This window comes from Alteromonas sp. Mac1 (assembly GCF_001562125.1).
In the GTDB taxonomy this organism is placed as follows: domain Bacteria; phylum Pseudomonadota; class Gammaproteobacteria; order Enterobacterales; family Alteromonadaceae; genus Alteromonas; species Alteromonas stellipolaris.
In genome coordinates this window covers 53180-78264 of record NZ_CP013932.1, presented here as the reverse complement: position 1 = coordinate 78264, position 25085 = coordinate 53180, and the positions used below count along the sequence as shown (strand labels likewise).

27 protein-coding genes are annotated in these 25085 nt (G+C 43.9%); 7 read left to right on the top strand and 20 right to left on the bottom strand.

Going from position 1 to position 25085, the window contains the following annotated elements; all coding sequences use genetic code 11:
• Nucleotides 1-18 precede the first annotated feature (18 nt).
• Nucleotides 19-2034, bottom strand: a complete 2016-nt coding sequence (rep, locus tag AV939_RS00370; protein ID WP_061996734.1) for a DNA helicase Rep — start codon at nt 2032-2034, stop codon at nt 19-21.
• A gap of 172 nt (nt 2035-2206) precedes the next feature.
• Between rep and ubiK the strand changes: the two genes are divergently transcribed.
• A complete protein-coding gene (gene ubiK / locus AV939_RS00365) occupies nt 2207-2470 on the top strand; it encodes a ubiquinone biosynthesis accessory factor UbiK (RefSeq protein ID WP_057794934.1) in 264 nt (87 codons plus the stop codon).
• A gap of 109 nt (nt 2471-2579) precedes the next feature.
• Here ubiK and ubiA read toward each other — a convergent pair whose 3' ends face one another.
• Nucleotides 2580-3437: a 4-hydroxybenzoate octaprenyltransferase gene (ubiA, locus tag AV939_RS00360; protein WP_061998133.1), complete on the bottom strand. Its 858-nt coding sequence runs from the start codon at nt 3435-3437 to the stop codon at nt 2580-2582.
• A 22-nt stretch (nt 3438-3459) separates the two neighbouring features.
• A complete protein-coding gene (locus AV939_RS00355; RefSeq protein WP_057794936.1) occupies nt 3460-4029 on the bottom strand; it encodes a chorismate--pyruvate lyase family protein in 570 nt (189 codons plus the stop codon).
• A 198-nt stretch (nt 4030-4227) separates the two neighbouring features.
• On the opposite strand from AV939_RS00355, the gene AV939_RS00350 reads away from it, so the two are divergent.
• Complete coding sequence (locus AV939_RS00350) at nt 4228-4641, top strand: flagellar basal body-associated protein FliL (RefSeq protein WP_057794938.1); 414 nt, start codon at nt 4228-4230, stop codon at nt 4639-4641.
• Nucleotides 4642-4678: 37 nt separating this feature from the next.
• Here AV939_RS00350 and glpG read toward each other — a convergent pair whose 3' ends face one another.
• The 8 genes from glpG to AV939_RS00310 form a co-directional block, all read right to left on the bottom strand.
• Nucleotides 4679-5557, bottom strand: coding sequence for a rhomboid family intramembrane serine protease GlpG (gene glpG / locus AV939_RS00345; protein ID WP_061996732.1), 879 nt, complete (start codon nt 5555-5557; stop codon nt 4679-4681).
• Nucleotides 5554-5871 (bottom strand): thiosulfate sulfurtransferase GlpE, encoded by a 318-nt coding sequence (gene glpE / locus AV939_RS00340; RefSeq protein ID WP_013786137.1) that lies wholly within the window; start codon nt 5869-5871, stop codon nt 5554-5556. Before glpE ends, glpG begins: the two co-directional genes overlap by 4 nt.
• A complete protein-coding gene (gene tdh / locus AV939_RS00335) occupies nt 5871-6896 on the bottom strand; it encodes an L-threonine 3-dehydrogenase (RefSeq protein ID WP_013786138.1) in 1026 nt (341 codons plus the stop codon). Before tdh ends, glpE begins: the two co-directional genes overlap by 1 nt.
• Complete coding sequence (gene kbl, locus AV939_RS00330) at nt 6893-8089, bottom strand: glycine C-acetyltransferase (RefSeq protein ID WP_057794943.1); 1197 nt, start codon at nt 8087-8089, stop codon at nt 6893-6895. The genes tdh and kbl overlap by 4 nt, the downstream gene beginning before the upstream one ends.
• A gap of 154 nt (nt 8090-8243) precedes the next feature.
• Entirely contained in the window at nt 8244-10697 is a 2454-nt protein-coding gene (locus AV939_RS00325; protein WP_057794945.1) for a bifunctional diguanylate cyclase/phosphodiesterase, read from the bottom strand.
• Nucleotides 10698-10705: 8 nt separating this feature from the next.
• Nucleotides 10706-11899 (bottom strand): hypothetical protein, encoded by a 1194-nt coding sequence (locus AV939_RS00320; RefSeq protein WP_057794947.1) that lies wholly within the window; start codon nt 11897-11899, stop codon nt 10706-10708.
• Nucleotides 11896-12294, bottom strand: a complete 399-nt coding sequence (locus AV939_RS00315; RefSeq protein ID WP_231701256.1) for a substrate-binding domain-containing protein — start codon at nt 12292-12294, stop codon at nt 11896-11898. Before AV939_RS00315 ends, AV939_RS00320 begins: the two co-directional genes overlap by 4 nt.
• A 168-nt stretch (nt 12295-12462) precedes the next feature.
• Entirely contained in the window at nt 12463-13464 is a 1002-nt protein-coding gene (locus AV939_RS00310) for a glycosyltransferase family 9 protein (RefSeq protein ID WP_061998132.1), read from the bottom strand.
• 94 nt (nt 13465-13558) lie between these two features.
• Between AV939_RS00310 and AV939_RS00305 the strand changes: the two genes are divergently transcribed.
• Both AV939_RS00305 and coaD read left to right on the top strand, forming a co-directional pair.
• Complete coding sequence (locus tag AV939_RS00305; protein ID WP_057794949.1) at nt 13559-14275, top strand: 3-deoxy-D-manno-octulosonic acid kinase; 717 nt, start codon at nt 13559-13561, stop codon at nt 14273-14275.
• A gap of 65 nt (nt 14276-14340) precedes the next feature.
• The gene (coaD, locus tag AV939_RS00300) at nt 14341-14829 is read left to right on the top strand and encodes a pantetheine-phosphate adenylyltransferase (RefSeq protein WP_057794951.1); all 489 of its coding nucleotides are present in this window, start codon (nt 14341-14343) and stop codon (nt 14827-14829) included.
• 96 nt (nt 14830-14925) lie between these two features.
• On the opposite strand, the gene mutM is transcribed toward coaD, so the two are convergent.
• The 4 genes from mutM to rpmB all read right to left on the bottom strand — a co-directional run bounded on the left by mutM (nt 14926) and on the right by rpmB (nt 16846).
• Complete coding sequence (gene mutM, locus AV939_RS00295) at nt 14926-15735, bottom strand: bifunctional DNA-formamidopyrimidine glycosylase/DNA-(apurinic or apyrimidinic site) lyase (protein ID WP_057794953.1); 810 nt, start codon at nt 15733-15735, stop codon at nt 14926-14928.
• Nucleotides 15736-15830: 95 nt separating this feature from the next.
• Nucleotides 15831-16307 carry a hypothetical protein gene (locus AV939_RS00290; protein ID WP_041452617.1) on the bottom strand — a complete coding sequence of 159 codons (477 nt, stop codon included), beginning with the start codon at nt 16305-16307 and terminating at the stop codon, nt 15831-15833.
• A gap of 135 nt (nt 16308-16442) precedes the next feature.
• On the bottom strand, nt 16443-16598 hold the full coding sequence (rpmG, locus tag AV939_RS00285) for a 50S ribosomal protein L33 (protein ID WP_013786148.1): 156 nt from the start codon (nt 16596-16598) through the stop codon (nt 16443-16445).
• Nucleotides 16599-16609: 11 nt separating this feature from the next.
• Complete coding sequence (rpmB, locus tag AV939_RS00280; RefSeq protein ID WP_013786149.1) at nt 16610-16846, bottom strand: 50S ribosomal protein L28; 237 nt, start codon at nt 16844-16846, stop codon at nt 16610-16612.
• A gap of 364 nt (nt 16847-17210) precedes the next feature.
• Between rpmB and AV939_RS00275 the strand changes: the two genes are divergently transcribed.
• Nucleotides 17211-18287, top strand: a complete 1077-nt coding sequence (locus tag AV939_RS00275; protein WP_057794955.1) for a CDP-glycerol glycerophosphotransferase family protein — start codon at nt 17211-17213, stop codon at nt 18285-18287.
• A gap of 12 nt (nt 18288-18299) precedes the next feature.
• On the top strand, nt 18300-18698 hold the full coding sequence (locus tag AV939_RS00270; RefSeq protein WP_057794957.1) for an adenylyltransferase/cytidyltransferase family protein: 399 nt from the start codon (nt 18300-18302) through the stop codon (nt 18696-18698).
• A gap of 95 nt (nt 18699-18793) precedes the next feature.
• Here the strand turns inward: AV939_RS00270 and AV939_RS00265 are convergent, their stop codons facing one another.
• The 5 genes from AV939_RS00265 to radC all read right to left on the bottom strand — a co-directional run bounded on the left by AV939_RS00265 (nt 18794) and on the right by radC (nt 23542).
• Nucleotides 18794-20905 carry a YjbH domain-containing protein gene (locus AV939_RS00265; protein ID WP_057794959.1) on the bottom strand — a complete coding sequence of 704 codons (2112 nt, stop codon included), beginning with the start codon at nt 20903-20905 and terminating at the stop codon, nt 18794-18796.
• Nucleotides 20902-21645 (bottom strand): capsule biosynthesis GfcC family protein, encoded by a 744-nt coding sequence (locus AV939_RS00260; protein ID WP_057794961.1) that lies wholly within the window; start codon nt 21643-21645, stop codon nt 20902-20904. The genes AV939_RS00265 and AV939_RS00260 overlap by 4 nt, the downstream gene beginning before the upstream one ends.
• Nucleotides 21646-21650: 5 nt before the next feature.
• Nucleotides 21651-22334: a YjbF family lipoprotein gene (locus AV939_RS00255; protein ID WP_057794963.1), complete on the bottom strand. Its 684-nt coding sequence runs from the start codon at nt 22332-22334 to the stop codon at nt 21651-21653.
• A 97-nt stretch (nt 22335-22431) separates the two neighbouring features.
• Nucleotides 22432-22770: a hypothetical protein gene (locus tag AV939_RS00250; RefSeq protein ID WP_057794964.1), complete on the bottom strand. Its 339-nt coding sequence runs from the start codon at nt 22768-22770 to the stop codon at nt 22432-22434.
• A 94-nt stretch (nt 22771-22864) separates the two neighbouring features.
• On the bottom strand, nt 22865-23542 hold the full coding sequence (gene radC, locus AV939_RS00245) for a RadC family protein (RefSeq protein ID WP_057794966.1): 678 nt from the start codon (nt 23540-23542) through the stop codon (nt 22865-22867).
• A gap of 197 nt (nt 23543-23739) precedes the next feature.
• On the opposite strand from radC, the gene coaBC reads away from it, so the two are divergent.
• The gene (coaBC, locus tag AV939_RS00240) at nt 23740-24957 is read left to right on the top strand and encodes a bifunctional phosphopantothenoylcysteine decarboxylase/phosphopantothenate--cysteine ligase CoaBC (RefSeq protein ID WP_057796486.1); all 1218 of its coding nucleotides are present in this window, start codon (nt 23740-23742) and stop codon (nt 24955-24957) included.
• Nucleotides 24958-25085: the final 128 nt, after the last annotated feature.

The following is a 25085-nucleotide window of genomic DNA, read 5'->3' as shown; positions in this document are numbered from 1 at the left end:
CCGTCAACGCTATTAGCACTATTTCTTACCCAGCATATCTCTTAAATTAGCAATACTGCTTTGGCCTTTTTGCTGGCGTACCTCGGCACTTTCTTTCGGCTTTTGGTTTTCCCATTGAAGGTCGTCTGTGGGCAACTCGTAAAGAAAGCGGCTTGGTTCAGGGTTTATAACTTCACCGAACTGACGGCGCTCTTTGGCTAAGCTGAAAATAAGTTCTCGCTGCGCACGCGTTATGCCTACATAAGCTAAGCGGCGCTCTTCTTCTACGTTGTCTTCATCTACACTGCTTTGATGGGGTAACAAACCTTCTTCCATGCCTACTAAGAACACAATTGGAAACTCTAGTCCTTTAGAAGCGTGCAGTGTCATTAGCTGTACTTGGTCGCCATCACCGTCGTCTTCGCCTCGCTCCATCATGTCACGCAAAATAAGGCGGTTTACTACTTCGGTAAGGTTCATAGGGCTATCAAGCTCGTTGCCTTCTAGCATGTCGGTTACCCAGCCAAACAACGTACTTACGTTCGCCATGCCCATTTCAGCCGCTTTGGGGCTAGCGCTTTGCTCGTATAGCCACTCTTCGTAGCTCATGCTTCGGATCATGCCGCGAAGGGCGTCTTTAGTGTCGCCTCGATTCGCGTTATCAGCCACTTCTACTATCCAGCGAGCAAACCCTGATACAGCATCGTAGGCCCTATCCGACAACACGCTGTTTAAATTAGGATGGGTAGCGGCTTCAAACATAGGCACGCCCAAGCTGTTCGCAAAGTTACCCAGCTTTTCTAGTGTCACTCGGCCTATGCCGCGGCTTGGCGTGTTAATTACCCGTAGCAAGGCATTATCGTCATCTTGGTTCACCAACAAGCGCAAGTAAGCCATGATGTCTTTCACTTCGGTGCGCCCGAAGAACGACATACCGCCACTAATTTTATACGGAATACGGTTACTCATTAGTAGCTTTTCGAACAAGCGGCTTTGATGGTTTCCTCGGTACAAAATAGCGTAGTCTTTAAACTTAGTGCGGTTCATAAACTTGTGCGCTAACAGTTCTGCTACCACTCGTTCAGCTTCGTGTTCTTCGTTTTTTGCTTCTATGACTCTAAGCGGTTCGCCATATTGCAGTTCAGAAAACAGGGTTTTGTCGAACAAGTGCGGGTTGTTCTGAATAAGAATGTTTGCGCAATGCAGTATTCGCCCTGAAGAACGGTAGTTTTGCTGAAGTTTAATGACGTTCAAGCGCGGGAAATCTTGCTGTAGCAAGTTTAAGTTTTGTGGCTTAGCGCCGCGCCATGAATAAATAGATTGGTCGTCGTCGCCAACCACGGTAAATCGTGAACGCTCGCCAACTAAAAGCTTTACCAGTTCGTACTGGCTGGTGTTGGTATCTTGGTATTCATCCACCAGCAAATAGCGAATTTTATTTTGCCACTTGGCCCGTGCGGTTTCACTGGTTTTTAATAGCAGCGTGGGCAATAAAATAAGGTCATCGAAATCAAGGGCGTTATAGGCGCGTAAGTTATCTTGGTAGCGCTTATACGCTTCAGCAAATTCTCGCTCACCGGTACTGGTGGCTTGTTTTAGTAACGCTTCGGGCAGCAGCAAGTCGTTCTTCCAGTTTGAAATACAGCTTTGTAATAGTGAAAGCTGATCTTTGTCGCCGTCTATCGTGTCTTCGGTTAAATCGGTTAACAGCGCCAAGGAGTCTTTATCGTCGAACAATGAGAAACCAGGCTTTAAGCCTAGCTCTTTAATATGGGCTTTTATGATGGTTAGCCCCATGGTGTGAAAGGTACATACCTTCAAACCACGTGCCTCTGGCTTCCCTAGGGTTTCGGCTACCCGCTCTTTCATTTCTCGGGCGGCTTTGTTGGTAAAGGTTACCGCTGCAATATACCGTGCTGGCATATCGCAATTTCTGACAAGGTGCGCAATTTTGTTGGTAATAACCCGAGTTTTACCACTGCCGGCGCCCGCTAATACTAAGCAGGGGCCAGACACAAAGGTGACAGCTGATTGTTGCGCATCGTTTAATTTCATCGCGTTCCTAAATTACGTTCCTAAAACCTAACAGGTGTAATGTGTGCCGTGCTTACTTTAAAGCGCCTTACGATAAGGCTTGTTTTTGTTTAACGTGCTTTTTCATTGCAAGAAGTGGCGATACCGATAGAATAGAAGCCTATTCTAACGAAGCGCATTATAAGGGAAATCCATGTTGGATCCGAAAAAACTCGAAGATTTAGCGAAACAGATTGCTGACGCCGTACCACCGGGTGTGCGTAACATGGCTGAAGGCGCTGAAGGTAAAATTAAACAAGTTTTACAATCGCAGCTTTCGAAGCTTGATTTAGTCACGCGTGAAGAGTTCGATATTCAAAGCCAGGTGCTTATTCGCACTCGCGAAAAGTTAGACGCAATGGAAGCTCGCATTGTTCAATTAGAAGCGAAAGCGGCAGAAGCAGCTAAACCTGAGTAGCTAAACGCTAATTTCCACACTCCCTTGCTACACATCGCAATAGCTTTAGACAACGCATGTGATGCAAGGGGATGCTTACTTGCTAAGCCTTTAGCCTCTACAAAAATACCTAGCCTATCCAAAAATTCGCCACTAAACCTAACGTAAATACCAAGCCTACATAGTGGTTTTCGATAAAAGCGGTAAAACACCCTTCTCGCTGCCGGTGCTTAATAAATTGGTACTGACGATAAAACAACCCTACCCCAATGATTAGCGATAGGTAATACGGCCAGTGCGCTTCAATAGCCCCGCCGATAAAGTACAAAATCGTTAATGTAGCAGCTTGAAGCCCAATAATGATGGGCACGTCGTACTTACCAAATAAAATGGCGGTAGATTTAACCCCTATTTCTAGGTCGTCGTCTCTGTCTACCATGGCATACATGGTGTCGTAAGCTACCGTCCATAATAGATTTGCCACAAACAACCACCAGCCATACGCAGGCACAGTTTCAGACACCGCCATAAACGCCATCGGAATTGCCCATCCAAAAGCAGCGCCTAATACCACTTGTGGCAAGTGGGTGTAGCGTTTCATAAAGGGGTAACTCGCAGCAAGCAATAGCGCAATAACCGACAAGGCAACTGTTTGCCAATTCAACATAAGCACTAACAAGAAGGCCAGTATAATTAGCCCTCCAAACAGGTTTAACGCTTGTTTTGGTGTTACCTCTCCTGTGGCCAATGGCCGCGTGGCGGTGCGCTTTACGCTGCCATCTACTTTTCTATCAGCGTAGTCGTTAATGACGCAGCCCGCTGAGCGCATCACTACCACGCCGGCGGTAAAAATAAGCGCCATGCCTATACTGGGCAAGCCCTCTGATGCCATAAGCAATGCCCAAAAGGTGGGCCAAAGCAGCAGGTAAATACCTACGGGCTTGTCTAGCCGCATCAGGCGAACATACGCATCTTTATTTTCTTTCATATGCTTCAAATTCTGGGTCAGGTTAAAGCTCTGTGCCATTGTCGTACCTTGAATAATAAACGGGCGCATCGGGTAGAAAAACTTCGGCCACTATCATGCTGTCTTCACCCAGCGTAAATAATGAACGTCGGCCCCATAATTGTTGGTTGCGCTCAAAGCCTAGTGCCGTGGCAGGCAATTGGCACAATTCAAACTCAGAGCGTATGAACCTAGCATCGTTAAACAACCGCTTACCTAGGGGCTCACTGCCTAAATTTGCTAGTTCTGCTTCTACCAAACGCTGGGGAATAACGGAACGGGCAAAAACCCATGGCAGGGTGTTACCACATAACAGTACTTCTCGTACCTGAAATGCCTGCGAAAGCTGATGTGATAGCTGGTTCGACAGCAGGCTTTGCTCATTGGCATGAAGTGCGGTTTCAGCTTGCCCTAGCACGCTTAACGAAAATTGATGGCAAAGCGATTGCACCCGCTCGGTTAGCGAGCCTGTATCTAACAACCAATTTTTTAAATATGGATTGTTACGGGGCGCACTGTCGGCTTGCATCCACTCTACATTTAAGCCAACGGGAAAGCTGCTAGGAAAACTCACTACCAAATCTCTGTCATAATTTTACACGATAAAAAAAGTATCATATCACTTGTTGGTGACATGGTGGTTTATCTGATTGCTAATAGCTAGCATATTGATTTTACGTGTACCTTAGTACTTTTGCAGTAGTGTCATTAACCTATGATTTGCTACACTACAGCCTGTCATCTAAATTAATTGGTATTTTTGGCTCAAATCATGACAAAGTCACTTGCTTCACGCTTTATAGCTACCGCTCTATTAGTTAGTAGTGCTTTCACGCCTGCATTTGCGCAAGAGAAGGCAAATTTTGCTTATCTTGGGTTAGAGCCAGACATCGTTACCAATTACATTGGCGAGTCTTCTAGAAAGCTTGGTTATGTACGCGTTACCGTTGAATTAATGATTTATGACGTAGATCAGCTGGAAATTGCAGAACACCATATGCCGCTATTACGGGCAACAGCCATCGATATCTTTGGTAGACAACCTGAAGAAAAAGTAAAGTCACTAACGGGTAGAGAAGATATTCGCCGCGCTATTCTTAAAGCGCTTCAAGATCATATGAAAAAAGAAACCGGTGGCGAGGTTATCAAAAACGTTATTTTTACCAAGTATTTATATCAGGGCTAAACGCTAACACGGTTGCTCGCTAATAAGAAAGCAGGCGCTATTGCCCCTGCTTTCGCTTATCGGCTCCAAGGCTTAACAGCCCAGCTAACAGACAGCCGGTAATTAACCCCGCAGTATGCGCCGCGTTTGCCATATTTACCCACAGAATATCGGCAAAGCCTAATACTAGCCACACCAGCATAAAACCTATCACCGACTTCGGCAGCGACAAGCCCCATTGAGGTTTAAGCCAACCTAACCACCACACAAAGCCCATAACGGCATAAACCACACCCGAAAGACCACCAAACAGCATTAAGTTACCCTGCACTGGCGTAGTAAACATGGCTTGAGCCACGTTCGAGATAATGGCCGATAGTGCAAACACCACAAACAGCATGCTTTTACCAAAAGTACTTTCTATTTTGGCGCCTAACATGCACCACCAAAGCAGATTGAAGATAATATGCAGTGCGCTGAAGTGAATAAACGCAGGCCCTAGTAGCCTCCACCACTCATGATTTTCAGCAAGCACGCTAAGTGGCTGCATAAGTAAATGTTGCGCGATAGGGCTGAATAACCCCAACAACGACAACCCATACACCAATACACAAAGCAAAAACACTATACTGGTAAAAGGCACTGCCAATGCGTTGTTAATAACCCCTTTTGCGTCGAATTGACGAGAGGGCACTAAGTCAACGTTTTCACCATGCTGCCAAGCCGCTTGCTGATATTTTGGATTATTGGGTTGCTGAATAAATTCTTCAGTTATGGCGCGGGCTTTAAGTGCATCGTTGTCGTCTGCCAACAATACAACAAACTCATCACCCGCCTCAGTAGGCTTAACCGTGGCGCGAATATTTTGGCTACCTAAGTAGTTAGCCAGTAAATGCGCCACGCCTTGCTGACGAAAAGCAATTAAAGGATGGCTCACGAATTTTCAGACACCACAGACTGACCTAATCGCCATGCTTCGAAACCACCGTCCATACTATAAACGGTGTTAAAACCTTGCTCGGCAATAACCTGTGCGGCTTGCTGACTGCTTACGCCGTGATAGCACACTACTACCACAGGGGTTTCTTTTGGCGTTTGTTCTACAAAGGCCGCGAAGTTATCGTTATTCAACGGCTTCGCTTCTGGCATGTGACCATTAGCAAAAGATTGCGGGTCACGAATATCTACAATGGCTACATCGCCATTGAAGTTTGCTACGTCTTGTACACTAATGTGTGAAAATGCTGTCATTATTGCCAGTCCAGTATAACTTTGCCTGATTGTCCTGAACCCATGGTATCAAAACCTTTCTGAAAGTCATCAACCGAAAAGGTATGTGTGATGATTGGCGACAAATCTAAGCCACTTTGCAGCAAACTTGCCATTTTGTACCAGGTTTCGAACATTTCACGACCGTAGATACCTTTGATCACTAACCCTTTAAAAATAACTTGGTTCCAATCAACCGATACATCTTGTGGTGGAATACCTAGCATTGCCACCTTTCCGCCGTGATTCATTTTCTTTAGCATGTCGCGAAAGGCTACCGGTACGCCCGACATTTCAAGGCCAACATCAAAGCCTTCACTCATCCCAAGCTCGTTCATCACGTCTTGCAAGTCTTCCTTGCTAACATCAACGGCGCGAGTTGCGCCCATCTTTCTAGCAAGCTCTAAGCGATACGGGTTGATGTCGGTGATAACCACATGACGCGCACCAACGTGACGCGCCACTGCAGCTGCCATAATACCAATAGGACCAGCACCGGTAATTAATACATCTTCACCCACTAAGTCGAAGCTAAGGGCGGTGTGCACAGCATTACCAAATGGGTCGAAAATAGATGCCAGTTCATCACTAATATTATCGGGAATTTTAAATGCGTTAAACGCAGGAATAACCAAATACTCTGCGAAGGCACCAGAGCGATTTACGCCAACGCCTTCGGTGTTGCGGCATAAATGGCGACGGCCTGCACGGCAGTTTCTGCAATGTCCGCATGTAATATGGCCTTCACCAGATACTCTGTCACCAATAGCAAATCCACGTACTTCTTGGCCCATGCCAACCACTTCACCTACGTACTCGTGACCTACTACCATAGGTACAGGTATGGTTTGCTGCGACCATTCATCCCAGTTGTAAATGTGCATGTCGGTGCCGCAAATGGCGGTTTTACGAATTTTGATTAATAAATCGTTATGGCCAACTTCAGGCTCTTGGGTATCTTGAAGCCAAATGCCTTTTTCAGCTTTTGCTTTAACTAACGACTTCATGCAATAACTCCCATTTCACGGCCTACTTCAATAAACGCATCAATGGCTTTGTCTACGTGTTCAATAGAATGCCCAGCTGACATTTGGGTGCGTATTCTAGCTTGCCCTTTAGGTACTACAGGGTATGAGAAACCAATCACGTAAATACCTTTTTCAAGTAGCTTGTCTGCCATCTCGCTAGCAACACGCGCATCGCCTAGCATCACAGGAATAATAGCGTGATCTTTACCTGCAAGGGTAAAGCCAGCATCTTCCATACGAGAACGAAAGTGGGCTGAATTGCGCCATAGTTGTTCACGCAATGCTGCGCCATCTTTCATCATTTCGAATACTTTAAGTGAAGCCGAAACTATAGGTGGAGCAACAGAGTTTGAGAATAAGTACGGGCGAGAGCGTTGACGTAACCACTCAACCACTTCTTTTTTGCCTGACGTATAACCGCCTGATGCGCCGCCCATAGCTTTGCCTAAAGTACCAGTTAAAATATCCACTCGGCCCATTACGTCGCAGTATTCATGACTACCTTTGCCGTTTTCGCCTAAAAAGCCTGTAGCGTGACAATCATCTACCATCACCAGTGCATCGTACTTTTCAGCAAGGTCGCAAATACCTGCAAGGTTGGCTATAACACCGTCCATCGAGAACACGCCATCGGTAGCAATCACTTTAAATCGTGCGCCGTCGGCAATGGCTTGCTTAAGTTGATCTTCCAGTGAGTCCATGTCGTTATTGGCATAACGGTAGCGCTTAGCTTTACACAAACGCACGCCGTCAATAATGCTCGCATGGTTTAACGCATCAGAAATAATGGCGTCTTCTGGGCCAAGCAAGGTTTCAAATAACCCGCCGTTCGCATCGAAGCATGAAGGGTATAAAATAGTGTCTTCGGTACCTAGGAAGCCACTAATTTCGGTTTCTAGCTGTTTGTGTATGTCTTGCGTACCACAAATGAAACGCACAGACGCCATGCCAAACCCGTGGGTTTCAAGGCCATTTTTAGCCGCAGCGATAAGATCAGGGTGGTTAGCCAAACCTAAATAGTTGTTCGCACAGAAGTTGATGACATGCTCGCCATTGGCCACGTCTATATCTGCTTGTTGCTGTGAAGTAATAACGCGCTCTTTTTTATACAGACCATCTTCTTTAGTGGCCTCAATTTGCGCTTGCAGGTGAGAGATAAATGCCGCTGACATGTCAGACTCCGAAATTAATAAAAAATGTATTTTAAAGAAAGCGATATAAAGGTTACACAAGGAAGGGGGCGTTTTAACAGTATTAAAACTTGTAGCTGTAAACTTTTTAGCACACTTGTTAGCTGTGGCTAAAAATCTAGCTGGCTAGGCTGCCCTATTCGTTAGACCGCGTACTGTCCCATATGCCCATGTGTACGTTCTTGCTTAGGGTGGTCCAAATGTCTGGCTCTGGAATGGGTCGACTAATTAAATACCCCTGCCCCATCTGACAATCAAAGTGACATAGCATTTCAAACTGCTCTGCTGTTTCAATGCCTTCAGCTACCACAATTAACCCCATTTTTCGCACCATGGCAATGGTTGAATGCACGATGTTTCTATCGTCGGCATTCTCGACGATATTGGCTACAAAAGAACGGTCGATTTTTATAAAGTCAGCGGGCAGTGATTTTAAGTAACTGAGTGACGAGTAGCCCGTACCAAAGTCATCAATGGCCAAAGTACACCCCATGTCTCTAATAGTACGCATAATAGAGGTTGCACGTTCAATGTCGGTGACCAATACGGTTTCTGTTAATTCCAAACACACTTGGGATGGTGAAATATCATTGCGAATAATTTGCTGCTGCAAAAAATCAGGAAGACTGGGGTCAAGAAACTGCCCAGCAGACAGGTTAATCGCTAACTTCACATTAGGGTAACCATTCGCGTTCAGTTCTCTAATAAGGTAAGTGGCCTTGGCTATTACCCAATAATCTAGCTCTAGCATGAAAGAGGTGTTTTCAAGTGAAGGAATAAACTCTGCCGGTGATATGGTCCCCTTAACAGGGTGATACCAGCGAAGTAGTGCTTCGAAGCCTATTAATTCATTGGTTCGCAAGTCGATTTGAGGCTGCAAGGCCAAACTGAACTGACTTTCTCTTAGCGCCACCCGCGCTTCGGCTTCAAGTTCAACCTTTTTCATTACCTTCAAGTTCATGGTGGCATCGTAAACTCTAAAGCCCGCCCCTTTTTTCGATTTTGCCTCATACATAGCAATATCAGCATGCCGTAACAATTCCACTGGCGTAGCTCTGGCATGGCGGCTCACGGCCACACCTATACTAATAGAGACGTAAAATTGCATGCCACCCGCTTCAATCGGCTGGTCAAACTCTTCAATGATTTTCTTCGCAACGTGTTCCACTTGTTCTTTGTTTTCGATGCTAGATAACAATACAACGAACTCATCACCACCAAATCGTGAAGCAATATCAGTTTCTCTAATAGGCCGCGATATCCGCATAGCCGCGGCTTTTAAAAGCTTATCTCCCACGTCATGACCATAGCTGTCGTTAACTTTTTTAAAGTCGTCTAAGTCCATGAACATCAGTGCAACCAACCTATCGTCTCGCGCTGAGTGGGCAAGTTGGTTTTCAATTTGAAAGGTCAGCATATTCCGGTTCGGCAGGCCGGTAAGCACATCGAACATGGCCATTTTTTCAAGTTTGGCAGTATTCACCGCCATTTGGCCATCGAAGTCTTCCAGTTGTTTTGCCAGGGCATTCGCAGCATCTTCTACCACATCAAGTTCGTCGTTTAATCGCCAAAGCGAAGCGTGATGCTTTTTCTCAACCAGTTTACGGTATTCTGCAAATTTGTGGTCGGCAAGCATGGGTAAACGCTCACTGATGCCCAATAGTCTTATACGGTATTGATTTAGAAAGAGCCTTAGAAGTAATGAAAACAGAATAAACAGCACAATCGCACTTACTATAACCAGTAATTCGTATTGCTCTTTTTGATTTACCAGTGCAGAGATATCTTGCACTACCATGAGGTAAGGTTGCTCGGTCATACTATGGGCAAAGGGTAACAGGCTGACCGATAACTCTTTTCCCTGAAATGACACTCGAAGCCCTTTAACCACAAGCTTTTCTGCACTCCACTCTTTGGGAAAAGCGGCAATCAGCTCGGTTAAATAGTCTTGATTAGATTGTGAAAGCTGGCTAGATAGGGTTAACGCGGGTTTATTATTGTCATTTTGCTTGTGCTGAACCATGACGACCTTATGGGCATCGGTAGAGCGATTAAACAATGACAAAAGCTCACGCATTGAAGCAGATAGAATAACGACAGGTACTACCTCGTCGTCGGTCATGATGGGCACAGATAAATAATGAGTGCACACGTCCTCGCAGCGAATTAAGGCTCTGCTGCTAAGAGACTGCTGCGTACTGCGCACTAATTTTAGAACAAAATCGCTAATGGGGGTGGATTGCTCTCCCACTACGCCGTTTCGGTCAAACAGATACAGCTGTTCCACATGAAAGTTCAGCATCAGGTATTCCTGATTTCGCTGAAGATTTTCATAAAAGTAGCCTAAATCCTGATGCTCCGACATTTCTATGTGGCTAAACATGTCTACCCACAACACCATACGGTTATGCAGAATATCTTCGAAAAGCTGTAGTCGACGTTGGTTTTTTAGTTGCTCTTCTTCCTGCTGAAAAACCAAGCTTGAATCAGACTCACGAATGAGCACCATAGAGATAACCACAGTGACGGTAAGCACCATCGCCATCAGCATAATGATGGTTTTAGTGGTAAACGACATCTCCACTTTCATGATTGAACCTAGAACCAATACATAAGTTGTACAGACCACATACGCCAGTGCTCCTGTGAATGATCCCGTATGCTAGGGTCAAGCAAGCTTACCACTCTTGCGGCTCCATCAACCCAGTGATGCTCTGCCTGTAAACGCCACCCTGGTGAGATATCCCATCTTGCCCCAACGGTAACTGTATCCATATAACCAAAATAAGAAGGAACAAGGCCACCAGTACTTATTTCAAGGTCTTCGCCATTTGGATCGTTGCTGTTATTCACATAGGTGTCGTAACCAATAAGGCCGCTAAAGCGGTTGTTGAATAAGTATCTAAATTGAACAAACCCGCCTTCTCCGGTGATCCTATCCACATAATCAGGGGCGAAGAGACCATTATATTCTTGTAATTCTCTAACTAGCTCGCTGCTAAATTGCCATTTTTCACTAAAGTATTGCATGGAGAACATGAACCTGCGGATATTCGCACCGCCGTCTAACCGATTGTCTTCCTGCGCTGCGGTGTATCCAAAATCGGACTCAAGCCAACTTAGGCCTACTCTCCACGCCATTGTGGCAGGTTGCCAAAATGCGCTGGCTTGATGTACAAAGTCTTGTTCTATTTTCCCCTGAGCATCGTCACCTAGGAAAAAGTCTCTTTGGGCGTCATTTAGCGGAGAACGCCCGTAACTCCAATTTACTTCCCAAATATTGTCTGTTGAGTATTTCTTAAATTTTGCCTGCAGCCCATCACTCCCTAACGCAATATCGCGAAAACCATCGAAGTATATTGATTGAGGCAAAACTGTAGTATCTCTAGTTTGAGGGACATCGCGAGTGACTGAATATAACCAGTGCGTATTTTTAAAGCGGCCAATGTGCACTTGCGCTTGCCACCCTGCCACATCGGGGATAGTCCAATCGACAAACAGATAATCTAACCTTGTACCCTTTTCAAACCTATTTCCTGCGTCAAGATAAACCACCTGCCCCGCTACTGATAAATTGCTATTCAAACGATAATGGCCGTTAATACCGACTTCAGACAACTCACCAGTAATATTATTATCTTCGGTAATAAAATCGCTATCAATAGACTGCGTTAGTCCTTGAGCTATGTAGCCATGCCATGAAAACTTGGGCTCTTCTTGTGCCATGACCATTGAACTAGGAGCTGTAAGTAAAACAGCGCGTAGAAACCATACGAACACTTGCTTATTCATTGTTCACGCACCTCGATAACTTGTACATCTTTTACTTTGCTGATATCAGCATATCCAATAGCGCCAACCGTATTCTCAACCATGTTGAGAAGGGCTTCTTGCGATGACACCCGTGTAGGTGTAACTCCTTGACCAGAATAAGTAAGTTGATCCCAAAGCCGAGAGAGTTGATAGGGAAACATTTGTATATTTTCACGACAAAAGGTTTTATGCAGAATGTGAACATCCTCAAGAACAACAACATGGATTTTTTCTCCGTTGCTCCAGTATTGTTTGTGGCCTGTAAATATTTGGCGTAATTCTGATTGAGTAAGGGATGTGTTATCCACCGACTCATTTGCGACAACAACGGCCTGTTGTGCAAGAGCAACGGGACTACAAGCTAAAAATAGCATGCTGAGCATCAGTGCTGAGTACTCTGAATTGCTAGTTAAAGCTCGTATTCGTTTAATCAATGCGAGCATAATCACCAAAGGGCGCTCTCCATATCTTAGAAAAATTGGCGCGTATACGCTAAGTGTAGATAACGGTTAGAAGAAATTCCCAGAAATAGTATTTATTCATTAAAGCAATGCATTAATTTTTGAGAATACCGCATCTGTGGTAACACCTTCCATCAAGTTATCGCCCTTTGCGCGAATTCCCCAAGGTAATTGTTCCCACTTTTTTCCTTTTTGCTTTTCAATACATTCATCGTACACGGAGACCGTGTTATCTATATTGTTATACGGACCAGTGCGAATAGGGTTTGAATGGGCATACAATCCAATAACGGGCGTGCCTACCGTGGTTGCCATGTGAGCAGGGCCGGTATCAGGCGCAAGTACTAAACTTGCGTGCTTTAACAATACCAATAATTGGTGAAGACTAGTTTTGCCAGTAAAGTCGGCTTTAATGGTGGGCTTACACGCTAAAATAGCATTGGCAGTGGTTTTATCGAGATCTCCTGGACCGCCCACCAATATGACAGATTTACCTTGTTGCGATAAATAATCAGCGGTTTCAGCATACCTTTCGGGAAGCCAGTTACGTTCGGCTTTGCTGGCGGCAGGCGCAATAACCACATAGTCGCCTAGCGCTGCGGCCTGTTCTTCACCCCAGCGTTCATCTTCTTCGCTAACAGGGATATTCCATGATGGCGTAGCGACTTTTGGCACGCCTAGCGCGTCGGCAAAATCCATAAAACCGTCGAGCACATGAGAATGTTGGCGTGGCGCTGCGCGCTCGTTCGCGAATAACCAATGCAGTTCTTTGCTTCTGGCCCAGTCGAAACCAATTCTGCGCTTCGCCTTTATAACTCTAGAGGCCATGTTCGCGCGTAGGGCAACTTGCATCATTAGCAATGCGTCGAAGGTTTCACCTTTCACTGCATTTTTTAAGCTTTCAACCGCTGCTTTGCCTTGTTTTTTATCAAAAATGATAAAGCGCACATTCGGCATTAGTTTAACCAGTTGATACTCTACCTTGCCAATGACCCAAGTTAGCTCAGCGTCAGGCCAATGGGTTTGAATACGTGTTACCATAGCGGCTGCATGGCAAACATCACCAATAGCAGATAGACGCATTAAGCAAATCTTTTTTCCCACAAATGCTCTCTCGTTGCTGAAATGCCGAAATAATTCATTAGAATGGTAAATTTTACCATAAGTAACAGGCGTCATGGCGATAATACGACGAGACTTAGGTGCAGGGCATCACTTCTTATATAACGATAAGTTAATGACTGAACCTAGCGTAGATATGTTCAGCCATGAATTTTGGCTATTTCAGAATAAAATTACCGGTGAGGCCAAGGGTCGTGGTACCACTATTTTTATTGAGCATGATACGCAGCATTGGGTACTTCGTCATTTTAGACGGGGTGGCCTAGTAGGAAAGTGCTTAAGTGATCAGTACTTTTTTCTAGGCGTTGAACGTTCCCGGCCATTTGAAGAGTTTCGCTTGCTCGCCAAAATGCGAGAGCATGGCCTGCGCGTTCCGGTTCCGGTTGGTGCCCATATACACCGTAGAGGCTTTATTTATCGCGGTAATCTTATTACCCAGAATATCCCTGCAAGCCAAGACTTGCATCACATGCTTACCCGCGAGCCATTAACTAAAGCAGACTGGTATGCCGTAGGTGAAGCTTTGGCTAAAATGCATGCCTGCCAAATTTATCATCACGATGCGAACATCAGAAATATTATGATGGATAACGAACGTAATATTTGGCTGATAGATTTTGATCGCTGCCACCAGCGTAGAGGCAATCATTGGAAGAAAGATAACCTCTCTCGTTTACTACGTTCTTTAAACAAAGAGAAAAGCTTGAATACTCAGTTTTACTGGACACAAGATGACTGGCAGTATTGTTTAGAGGGTTACAGAAGCAACTGAATTGCAATTGCATCTACCCATATTTATCGATACTGTTGCCTTACAACTATAAAGATTAGATTAACATGCATACACGAGCACTTTATCCAGGCACTTTTGATCCCATTACTAATGGGCACGCAGACCTGATAGAAAGGGCATCACAGCTTTTCTCTCATGTAATAGTTGGAATTGCCGCTAACCCCAACAAGCAACCATTGTTCACCCTTGATGAGAGAGTGGAAATGATTCGTAAGGTTACCGCCGATTTACCTAACGTAGAAGTGATGGGTTTCACGGGCTTACTTGCAGATTTTGCCGATGAGCAAAAAGCCACCATTCTTATTCGCGGATTACGTGCGGTATCTGATTTCGAATACGAATTTCAGCTAGCAAATATGAATCGCCGTTTGAATCCAAAATTAGAAAGTGTGTTTTTGACACCAGCAGAAGAAAACTCTTTTATATCATCTACGTTAGTAAAAGAAGTTGCACTGCATCGAGGTAAGGTAGGTGGTTTTTGCCATCCGGTGGTCGATCAAGCATTGCAAGATAGACTGCGCCGAGAAGACTAAAACGCTTTAATAAAAAATGTTAAACACACTGCGCTCAACATGCCTATTGAGCTCAGTCTGTTTTATCTAACGTGTTCTATCTAGTGTGCACTAAAACTAGCGCTGGCACTGTTTACAAAAGAACGTATTTCGCTGGCCAATCACCTTACTTTGTATTTCTGTTTTGCATACCTCACACGGCTCTCCTTTTCTTCCATACACATTCAAATGCTGTGCAAAGTAGCCAGGGTTCCCATCAGTTTGCGCAAAATCTTTTAGTGTAGTGCCGCCTTGCTCTATCGCTTTTGCTAATACCTGCTTAATAATTTGCGTAAGGTTTTTGTAGCGAGCGCTACTGACTTTCCCTGCTTCTCTTCTTGGGTCGATACCCGCTAAAAATAAAGCTTCATTGGCATAAATATTCCCTACGCCCACCACAACTGCATTGTCCATGATGAAGTTTTTCACGGTACTTTTTTTGCCTCTAGATAAAGCGAACAAACGCGCATCATCGAAATCGTCAGTCAACGGCTCTGGTCCTAGGTTAGCAAGTAATTTCAAGGCCTCGCCCGGGGGTTGCCATAAGAAGGCCCCAAAGCGCCTAGGATCGTTAAAACGTAAGCATTTCCCTGTCGCCATCACAATATCAACATGATCATGTTTCGCAACAGGTGTAGACGCATCAATAACCCGCAATTTACCCGACATGCCTAAATGCAAAATAAGCGTACCCGCTTCGGTTTCGATCATGAGGTATTTTGCTCTACGCTTAACGGCTATCACCTTTTGTCCGATAGCTAACGCCACGTCTTCGGGAATAGGCCAGCGCATTCTGCGTTCGCGCACAATAATATTGTCTATAGTTTCGTTTAGCAGATAAGGGGATACGCCCAAACGGCTTACTTCGACTTCTGGTAACTCAGGCATTTTCCCCTCCAGCTTTGGGTTGTCTAGTTCGTTGCAATGAAGATTGGTTAAGCGTCACCGGTCACTGACAGTAGTGACTAGGCTAATACGCTTAATTAATTAGCGGGTTCACTAAGCCATGGAAGAAGCGCGTTCAGTTCAGTATTTTCAAGGGTGTACCAAAGGCCGTTGTATTTTACAGTAACCGGCTGCGTATTGTTATAAAACGCAAAGACATGGCCATTCGCTTGCCCTGCTAGCCAGATAACCACCACTATGGGCTCAATTGACTGAAATGCGTTGTCTACCAAAGACGCCGTTTTAAGCTGAGCGGCTTGCCACGCTGCAATTTGCTCCTGTGCTGATACAGGCAAGGCCCCTTTAGAGGACACTTGACGCCACTGCTGACCATTTCTCTCTAACTTGCTACTGGCATGCTCTATTTTAAGTACGTAGGCGTCAGGTGGCAGTAGCGGCCTTAATTCGGGAACGGCACGTTTAGGCAGGAAGCTGTCTAAATTAAAAAGCGCAATCATGACCAACATAGCCACAATAACCACATTGTTCATCGCGCGTTGTGAGAGTCTTGCCACCAGCAATCCTATTTAACGAATATAGCTTGTATGGTAATGCCTGAGACCGTCACATTCCAGCAGCAATATTTTCAAACTCAGAAAAGCAAAAAACCCAGCAAAGGCTGGGTTTTCGTGGAGACAAAAGCAAGTTTATTACTTGATTTTGGCCTCTTTGAACATAACGTGCTTACGTACAACAGGATCAAACTTTTTGATCTCCATTTTACCAGGCATGTTACGTTTGTTCTTATCAGTGGTGTAGAAGAAACCTGTACCTGCTGAAGAAACTAATTTAATTTTATCACGCATTGTAGGCTTCCTTAGATTTTCTCACCACGGGCACGGATGTCAGTTAGTACTGAATCGATACCATTTTTATCGATGATACGCATACCTTTAGCAGATAAACGTAGCTTAACGAAACGGTTTTCGCTCTCAACCCAAAAACGGTGAGAGTGAAGGTTTGGTAAAAAACGACGACGAGTCGCGTTTCTTGCGTGCGAACGGTTATTACCAACCGTAGGGCGCTTACCTGTTACTTGACATACTCTTGACATTGATTTGTCTCCAGAACAACGATAACTGTCGCGTCAATCGATTCCACCTATCAAAAGGTCACTGGATCAAATGACGTATTACTATAAATTAGAGGGCGCATTTTATACAGCAAACAGATCCCAATTTCAATAAGAAAAGGAAAAAAGCTCAATTTTTGTCACATTTTTAGTCAAAAATAACGATTATTTTTAAAAAGAGCTAAAAAATTACACTTAAGTGTAAAGTCATCGCGCTTAATCTCTGTTACTGTTTTACGAACGCGCGCTATACTGCGTTAAACGCAGATTATACGCAATAAAAATAATAATAATTGACGGTGCGTCTGTTTAATAACTTTGCCGCCGCGATGTCGGAGCGTTTCAAATGCTAGGTAAAGTCCTCTTTGATGTACAACACCTTTACTACCTTCCCCAATATATACCTGTGGCCCGTACACTGTTAAAAGCGGGTGTTTTATGCGAGTTCGTTTTACACCAAGAACTTGGTTTAGATGCTTTGAAACAGGAAGTCATAGAGAAAGAAGGCTTTCAATTTCAATTTATTTCAAATAAAGATGAAACACTGTCCCTTTACAGCAAAAGTAACGCTGACTGGATTGTATTCGGAAATCGACCTTATTTTAATGCCGAACAAAAAAAGCATATTACTTCACGCCTTGCGCTTATGTTGCACGGCATCGGCCCTAAAGCATGCTATTACGATGTCTCTGAATTTCCCTTCGATGTTAGATTTGTTGAAGGGGAAAGTCGCCTTGAACGACTAAAAGAAATGTACCCTGATAGACACTTTATAAATTCAGGCTACGCGAAACTCGACCCAATATTTAATGAAACCGAACAACTTATTGATTTGTCAGCATTGGGGCTAGACTCCATCAAGCCTACTGTACTGTATGCGCCCACCTTTTTCCCATCAAGTATCGAGTGTTTTCCCCCACACTGGCCTGAAACCCTGAGCAACGTAAATATTATTGTTAAACCTCATTTCTTTAGCCTGACAAAACCTAAATACAAATCTCAAAAGCAAAGGGTTGAAGCATGGGGTCGTTATGAAAATGTGTACTTGGCAAATGCAAAAGACTTTGACCTACTGCCATTCATGCAAATCGCCGATATTATGCTTTCTGATGCATCATCCGCTATTTTTGAATTTGCTTCGATAGATCGCCCAATCGTATGGTGCGACTTTTTTCATACACGCTGGAATTACTCAGGCCTCTTCAATTTCAGATTAAAGAAACGACTCGATCCCGATATCGCCCTGTTTAACCAGATATCACATAGAGCTAGCAATGCTTTTCAAGCGAATATGTTGATAGTAGAGTGCTTAAAACAGCCGATGGAATTAAGCGTAAATCGCAAAAAAATCACGCAAGAAATGGTAGGCATTACTGATGGTCAATGCAGCAACCGCATTGCCGAATATCTTACAACACAATAATCAGGTGGCATTTTGAGACGCGTTATAACCTTCGGTACATTCGATGTACTGCACATTGGTCACATAAGAATTCTTAAACGTGCTCGCGCAGAAGGCGATGCACTTATAGTGGGTCTTTCTTCAGACGAACTCAATTTAAGTAAAAAAGGGCGGACTCCTATTTATCCCTACCACAGTAGGGAGGAATTACTCGCATCCTTGCGCTTTGTCGACAAAATTTTTACCGAAGAATCTTTAGAAAAGAAACGTGATTACATTATTCAACATAAAGCGGATGTGTTGGTTATGGGTGATGACTGGTACGGTAAATTTGATGAGTTTAAGGATATATGCGACGTGGTTTATCTGCCTCGAACCCCCTCTATTTCAACCACTGAAATTATTGAAATAATAAAGGAAAGCAGCGATTAACGCGTTGTTAATGTTATCAAAAGCTTGTGGAAAAAATCTTTAGTTACGATGAAAATAAGCACGGAGTAATCGTTACTCCGTGCTTACCTAACTAGCTAATCGTAAAACGGTGAGCGTACTGCCGTGGAGTCGATAAGTCTTACTGGCCGCCCTAACATTTGTCCGCCATCACGAGAGATTGGCACCCATGGGAATGTTCCTCGCCCCTTCGAAGGTTGCAGTAAGAACAAGTCGGAAGGAATTGAGATATAGAAGCCTTTGGTAAAACTACCTTCCCCATATTCTTCAGATGAGACATCGGTGAAAGCTGCATACGCACCTACAACAATTCCACTATCGAAGCGTTTTGCGAAATCGATATTAACGCCTTTGTCTTTTGCCAAAAATTGGCCAGCACTGACGGTTAATTGGGTACCTTTAAGCATTTCAGGTTGCCAATAAACGCTGGCATGGCCGGTGATAGCATCGTAATCTAGAGTTGACAATTGATTATAAGGGTCACGCTGCTTCACATAGTTTATGTCAAACCCATATGCCAATCTACTATCGACAGGACGGTATAAAATTTCACCACCGACACCAGCAAACATCGTTTCTAAATATCCACCGTAGACTTGCCCAAATACATTTTCACTAATACTGTCTTTATAGTGAACGAAAGCCGTATCTAGCCCAATAGGATTTTCTGACACATACTCCCGTACGCGTGTTCTTACTCGTGGTAATACGGTTTCTTCGTTATCAACCAAGAAGTTAAATTTATCAAAGTTATCTAATAAGGTAACCCGAGCACTGCCCATAACAGATAGCTTATTGTTAAATGCATACCCTGAGCTTAATATTAAGCCTGTTTGATACAAATAAAAATCTTCGGGGTTACCAAATGATTGTGTCCAGAAGAAATTAGCGCTATAGAACAACCCGTGGGTATTCGTGGGCTCATAAGCATCCATCACCTCTTTAGAAGGTGTTGATCGCGCATAAGACGTGGTGATGTCTGCATCTATCGACTCATAGCGTGCTGCCGCTATAAATTGTTCAGCATCTATTATGGTATCAACCATAGGCTGACCACCACTATTTTCAACAATGTGATAGTCCGTCACCGAATCAGGAAGCTCTGAGGCAACAATGCGTCCTATGCGCTCAATCGCTTCATCTTGATTACGGTAAACGAACTGCGTGCCATAAAATACAGCTTTGTCTTCTTCAATATTAACGTCGGACAATGCAAAGCCACCAGACTGCACAAGCGTATTATACAAGCGTGACTTATCGACTTTATCGATAGTATTTGGTACTTCCCTAGCCATTAATGTTTTTGGTGGCTTATCGTACTTAACTTGGCTTATGGTATTCATATTGAAGCGATAGGTTACGCCGAAACCAAACGTGTTTCCGCGCTGATAATTCATACTGAAATCAAATTCTTTCCAGCGATACACCGCACCCACATTCCAGCGAGAATCCTGCTCCAACTCGCCAGCTCTATCTAGAGAGTAATCGTTACCTTCAAACTCAAGCTTAAGCGTTAATGGCTCCCAAGGTGTTTGATATTCGATACCACCAAAAAAGGCCGTTGTCCCTTTAAAGAACTGATCGTAATCAACCTTTCCGCCGCGACCAGAAAACCCTGTGGGTCGATCACAGTAACTGTCTCTAAACTCACAAAGTGGGTTAGTGATATCGTCTGCCGTACCTAAGTAGCCCCAACCTAATCCTAAATGAACATCAAAAGGTCCGAACGATTTACTCGCGTTAATATATTCACTTTCAAAGAATCCTGTACCGCCAAAGTCGCGAAAACCAACCGAAATATCTGGCGTGTAGTAGCCTTCTTTCCACAGCCTAAATTTTACATCTAAGCCTTTATCTTTAAGGGTTTGATCGCCACTGAACGATTCAACATCACTATAAAATTGTGTACGCACGTCGGTATAGCGAGCAGTCGCTTCCATCCAATCGAATAATTGTAGGTTTACTGACCAAAAGCGATATTCACCGTTATCGGTGTAGTTTATTGCTAATCCCCCTTCTTCACGCATACGCGCTGTAGGGGTTTGAATAAGCCCGTTACCGCCTTGCACCATTTGCGAAGGAGTAACCCGAAACTCGGTGTCGATGTTATCTGTATCAGCCAAAGCGGGACAGGCTGATGCACTAATGATGAGTGCTAAAGATGTTTTCTTATAAGGAAAAGCGCTCATTGAGGAAGGATCCTATGTACTGCTAAGTTTGCGATGCGGGTATTGAGTGCATCCAACGTTGAACTGAATATCTGCCCTGTAATGGGTACATAAATTTGGCTGCCTGGCATTAATTGCGAGTAATCAATGTTCCAGTAGGCAATACCACGTTTCTCTATCTCGCCCATTGGATTAATCACGAAAACATGGCTTTTATCAGCATCGGAGGCTTTAGTGACTGACTTAGCGGTAGAAAAAATAGAAAGGTCATCACCGTGTCTATAAGCGCCAGGCTTAATAACTAACCCTGAAAAATGCACAACTGACGGACGAGGACTAATGCGAAGCAAATATCGTCCTGGTTGGAACATAGGGTTTTCTTCAGCAATCAAACGTGCACGGTTATAGGATATTGGCGTGATAACACGAGTAGATACTGTCCAAGAAGATACCTGCTGATAGAGGCTCTCTAACGCGCGGTATGTATCACTGTTCGAATTGTAGCTTTTTAAAACCATACGAATTTCTGATAAAACAGCGCCTTTTTCTCGCTCAGCATAAGCGTCATTCAAGTTGTAAATACCTGATGTTGGCCAATACCAATCACCAGATTCAGCCACAATTGACAATACACTGTTAAGCCTTATGGGCTGCGCAAACTCGTAAGATTGCTTATTTATTATGATGGTCACTTGGGCAGATACTGACGCGGTAAATAGTAAAAGCCAAAAACTCATTAGTAAGGTAATAAAAAATCTCATTTTATTTACTGCTCCTTACTTTTAATTAAACGTACTACTCGACTTAAATAGACCATGTCGTATACATCACCTTGTGGGCTAAACTTTTGTGTAGAGGCTAAAAGTTGTTTTGATTTGGCTTCAAGGTAGTAGGTATTTTTCCATTCCAAATTAGTGTCTATAAAAGGCGTGGTTTCTGGAAAAATAACAGTTTCCGTTATTTTAGTGACCGTGAAAGTAGTACCTAGATAAGTCTGAGTTTCCTCACCGTGCACTCGCCATGTAGAACTAACCGGTAGCCCATAACCTACGTTTTCTAAGTCGAGTTTTCTTTGCCATGAGTAGGCTAGTACATCGTTACTGGCTAATGGGTTATGCTTTAAATTCCCCGTATAATACAGCTCATTATCTAGCCCTTCGGTGCGAACTATCACGCCATGATGCATGGTGAAAATAACTTTATCGCCTGATACCCAGCGGTATTTATCACCATCAATATAGGCAAGAGCAAGTGAAGCAGCATCACGCCCACCCGCTTTAATCTGTAGTAAGTCTGCTTTACTTGCCGCTATTTCATCTACGGTGTAGGAAACGGTGCGATCCTCAAGGGCAAGACTAATGGTTTTAATATAGGCATTAACGGTGGAGGAGCACCCAGAAACAAGAAGAGATAGCAGGCTGATAACAATCAGTAATAGGGATGTTTTCATTGAAAATTTCGACAACTATTATTTAGTAATAAGAACACTTTCTTTGCATCAATAAAAAAGCCGCTAATGAAAGCGGCTTTTTCGAAACTATTTATTATTACTGTACGGTCGGTGCGTAAGTAAATGTCACTGGAACAGTGATAGTTGTAGTAGCAGTTGCAGTACCTGTAACAGTTACTGTTTCAGTAGTACCAACACAAACACCGTCTACTAACGGATCATCGCCTTCACACGATGTAACTGTTTCAACTGGAGTAGTTGATGAATTATTAGAAACAACACCAGCAACAACGCCAGCTACCACAGCAGCAGTAGCTACAACTGGAGCAGTAACAGCACCAAGCCCTGTAGATCCAGCTCCGCCTTCGGCGTCTTGAGCGCTAACACCAGCAGACATAGCTGCTGCTGCAAACAATGCAATAATTGACTTTTTCATATTAGTCCTTTCAGAAAATTTACCCATTAGAGTCACATGCTAAATCATTTTCAACGATTTGACTAGATTATATTCGATGAATGACTAACAATTTCTATGTTAACAGGCCTCGCTGGGCAAATGAAACCGTTTCCGTGTCTCCGACCACAAAATGATCTAGAACAGAAACGTCGATCATTGCCATAGCATTCTGGATCTCCCCGGTCAGCCTAATATCTGCTTGACTCGGTTCTGCCACGCCTGAGGGATGATTATGAACTAAGATCACGGCCGCTGCATTATCTTTCATCACTTGCTTTAAAAGCTCTCGAGGATATACCGCCGCACTATTAATGGTACCTGTGAACATGGTTCTACATGCAATGAGTTGATGCTGGCTGTCTAACATTAATAGCAAAAATTTTTCTTGCTGGCAGTCCCGTAGTTTTGCTTGCAAATAACGCTTTGTATCATCCACATTATTGAATACGTCTTGTCTAGCAAGTGGGATTTCTAAATTACGCCTAAATATCTCAAAAGCGGCTTGAAATTGTGCAAATTTACAGGCGCCGAGACCATTCACATCGGTAAACTCTGATTCATTTGCCGCAACCACGCCTCGTAGCGATCCCACTTTCTCTAACAGATCTCTGGCCAAACCTAATGCCGTTTTCCCTGCTACTCCAGCGCCTAGCATAACGGCAATTAACTCAGCGTCACTTAAGTATTCAGCACCATAATAAAGTAGTTTTTCCCTTGGCCGTTCTTTAATAGGCCACACTTTTATCGACATTATTAATTTCTCACACACAAAATGAATATAGGGTTATAGCGCAGTAGTCTATTTATAATCGACTGATCATTGGGCGAGTTCTTGTTGAAATGCCTTACTCATAGGTGCGTTTGAAATAGTGAGTGTACTTTTGTTCAGCTACCGCAAAAATAGCCATCATGATAGTCTTAGGTTATGTAAAAAATGATGTTTCAAATATGTCTTTAGCAAATAAAAATGTTCTGCTTGGTGTTAGTGGTGGGATTGCCGCTTATAAAACTCCAGATTTAGTGCGTAAGCTTACCGCGTTAGGCGCTAATGTACGGGTAGTACTAACAGGCTCTGCGGCTGAATTTGTAAGCCCTCTTTCGTTACAAGCGGTTTCAGGTAACCCGGTACACCAACATTTGCTAGACCCCGCTGCAGAAGCGGCGATGGGTCACATTGAATTGGCTAAGTGGGCAGATGTTTTGCTTATCGCCCCCGCTACAGCCAATATTATGGCTAAGCTGGCGCATGGATTGGCTGACGACTTGCTCACCACTTTGTACTTGGCCACAGAAGCGAAAATATTTATTGCCCCTGCAATGAATCAGCAAATGTGGAAAGCGACAGCAACGCAAGTGAACTTAGGCATCTTGACGCAGCATGGCGCATTATTTATTGGCCCAGCTGATGGAGAGCAGGCTTGTGGTGATGTAGGCTCAGGCCGCATGGTGGAGCCGGTAGAAATTGCTTCAACCATTAACAGAAGCTTAAGTGCGCCAAATGATAAGATTTTATCGGGCAAGCACATCCTTATTACAGCAGGCCCAACCCGAGAACCACTGGATCCTGTCCGTTATATCTCCAATCATAGTTCAGGAAAAATGGGTTTTGCTATTGCTGACATGGCCATTAAAGCAGGCGCCGACGTTACCCTTATCGCAGGCCCAGTAAACTTACCAACACCTGATGGTTGTAAGCGTATTAATGTGGCTACCGCCGATGAAATGTTAGCGGCATGCGAGCAAGCGGTTTCTGAATCCGATATTTTTATCGCTACAGCTGCGGTAGCAGATTATAAAGCGGTTCAGGTTGCCGAAAATAAAATTAAGAAAATCGGTGATGAGTTAACACTTACTTTTGTTAAAAACCCTGATATTCTAGCAACGATTGCAATGCGAACTGACAAACCTTTCTGTGTTGGTTTTGCCGCAGAAAGCCAAGATGTGGAATTGTACGCCCGTGGAAAGCTGAAAAACAAAAAGCTTGATATGATTGCGGCGAATGACATAACTGCAGACGGACTTGGTTTTAATAGCGACAATAATGCGTTACATGTAATTTGGGACGATGGCGATAAACACTTACCTGCCACCACAAAACCTAAGTTAGCTGAAGCATTGTTACTACTTATTGCGAATCGATTTAACAGTAAGAATATTGTTCAATAGCCAAGCTTAGAACATCACTCAAAAATAAAAATAACGATATACGCTAATACAAGTATTCTGCGTGTCGATAATAACAAGAACTCATAATAACGATTTGGCCTGAGCCAACTTAACATGGAACGGACCTC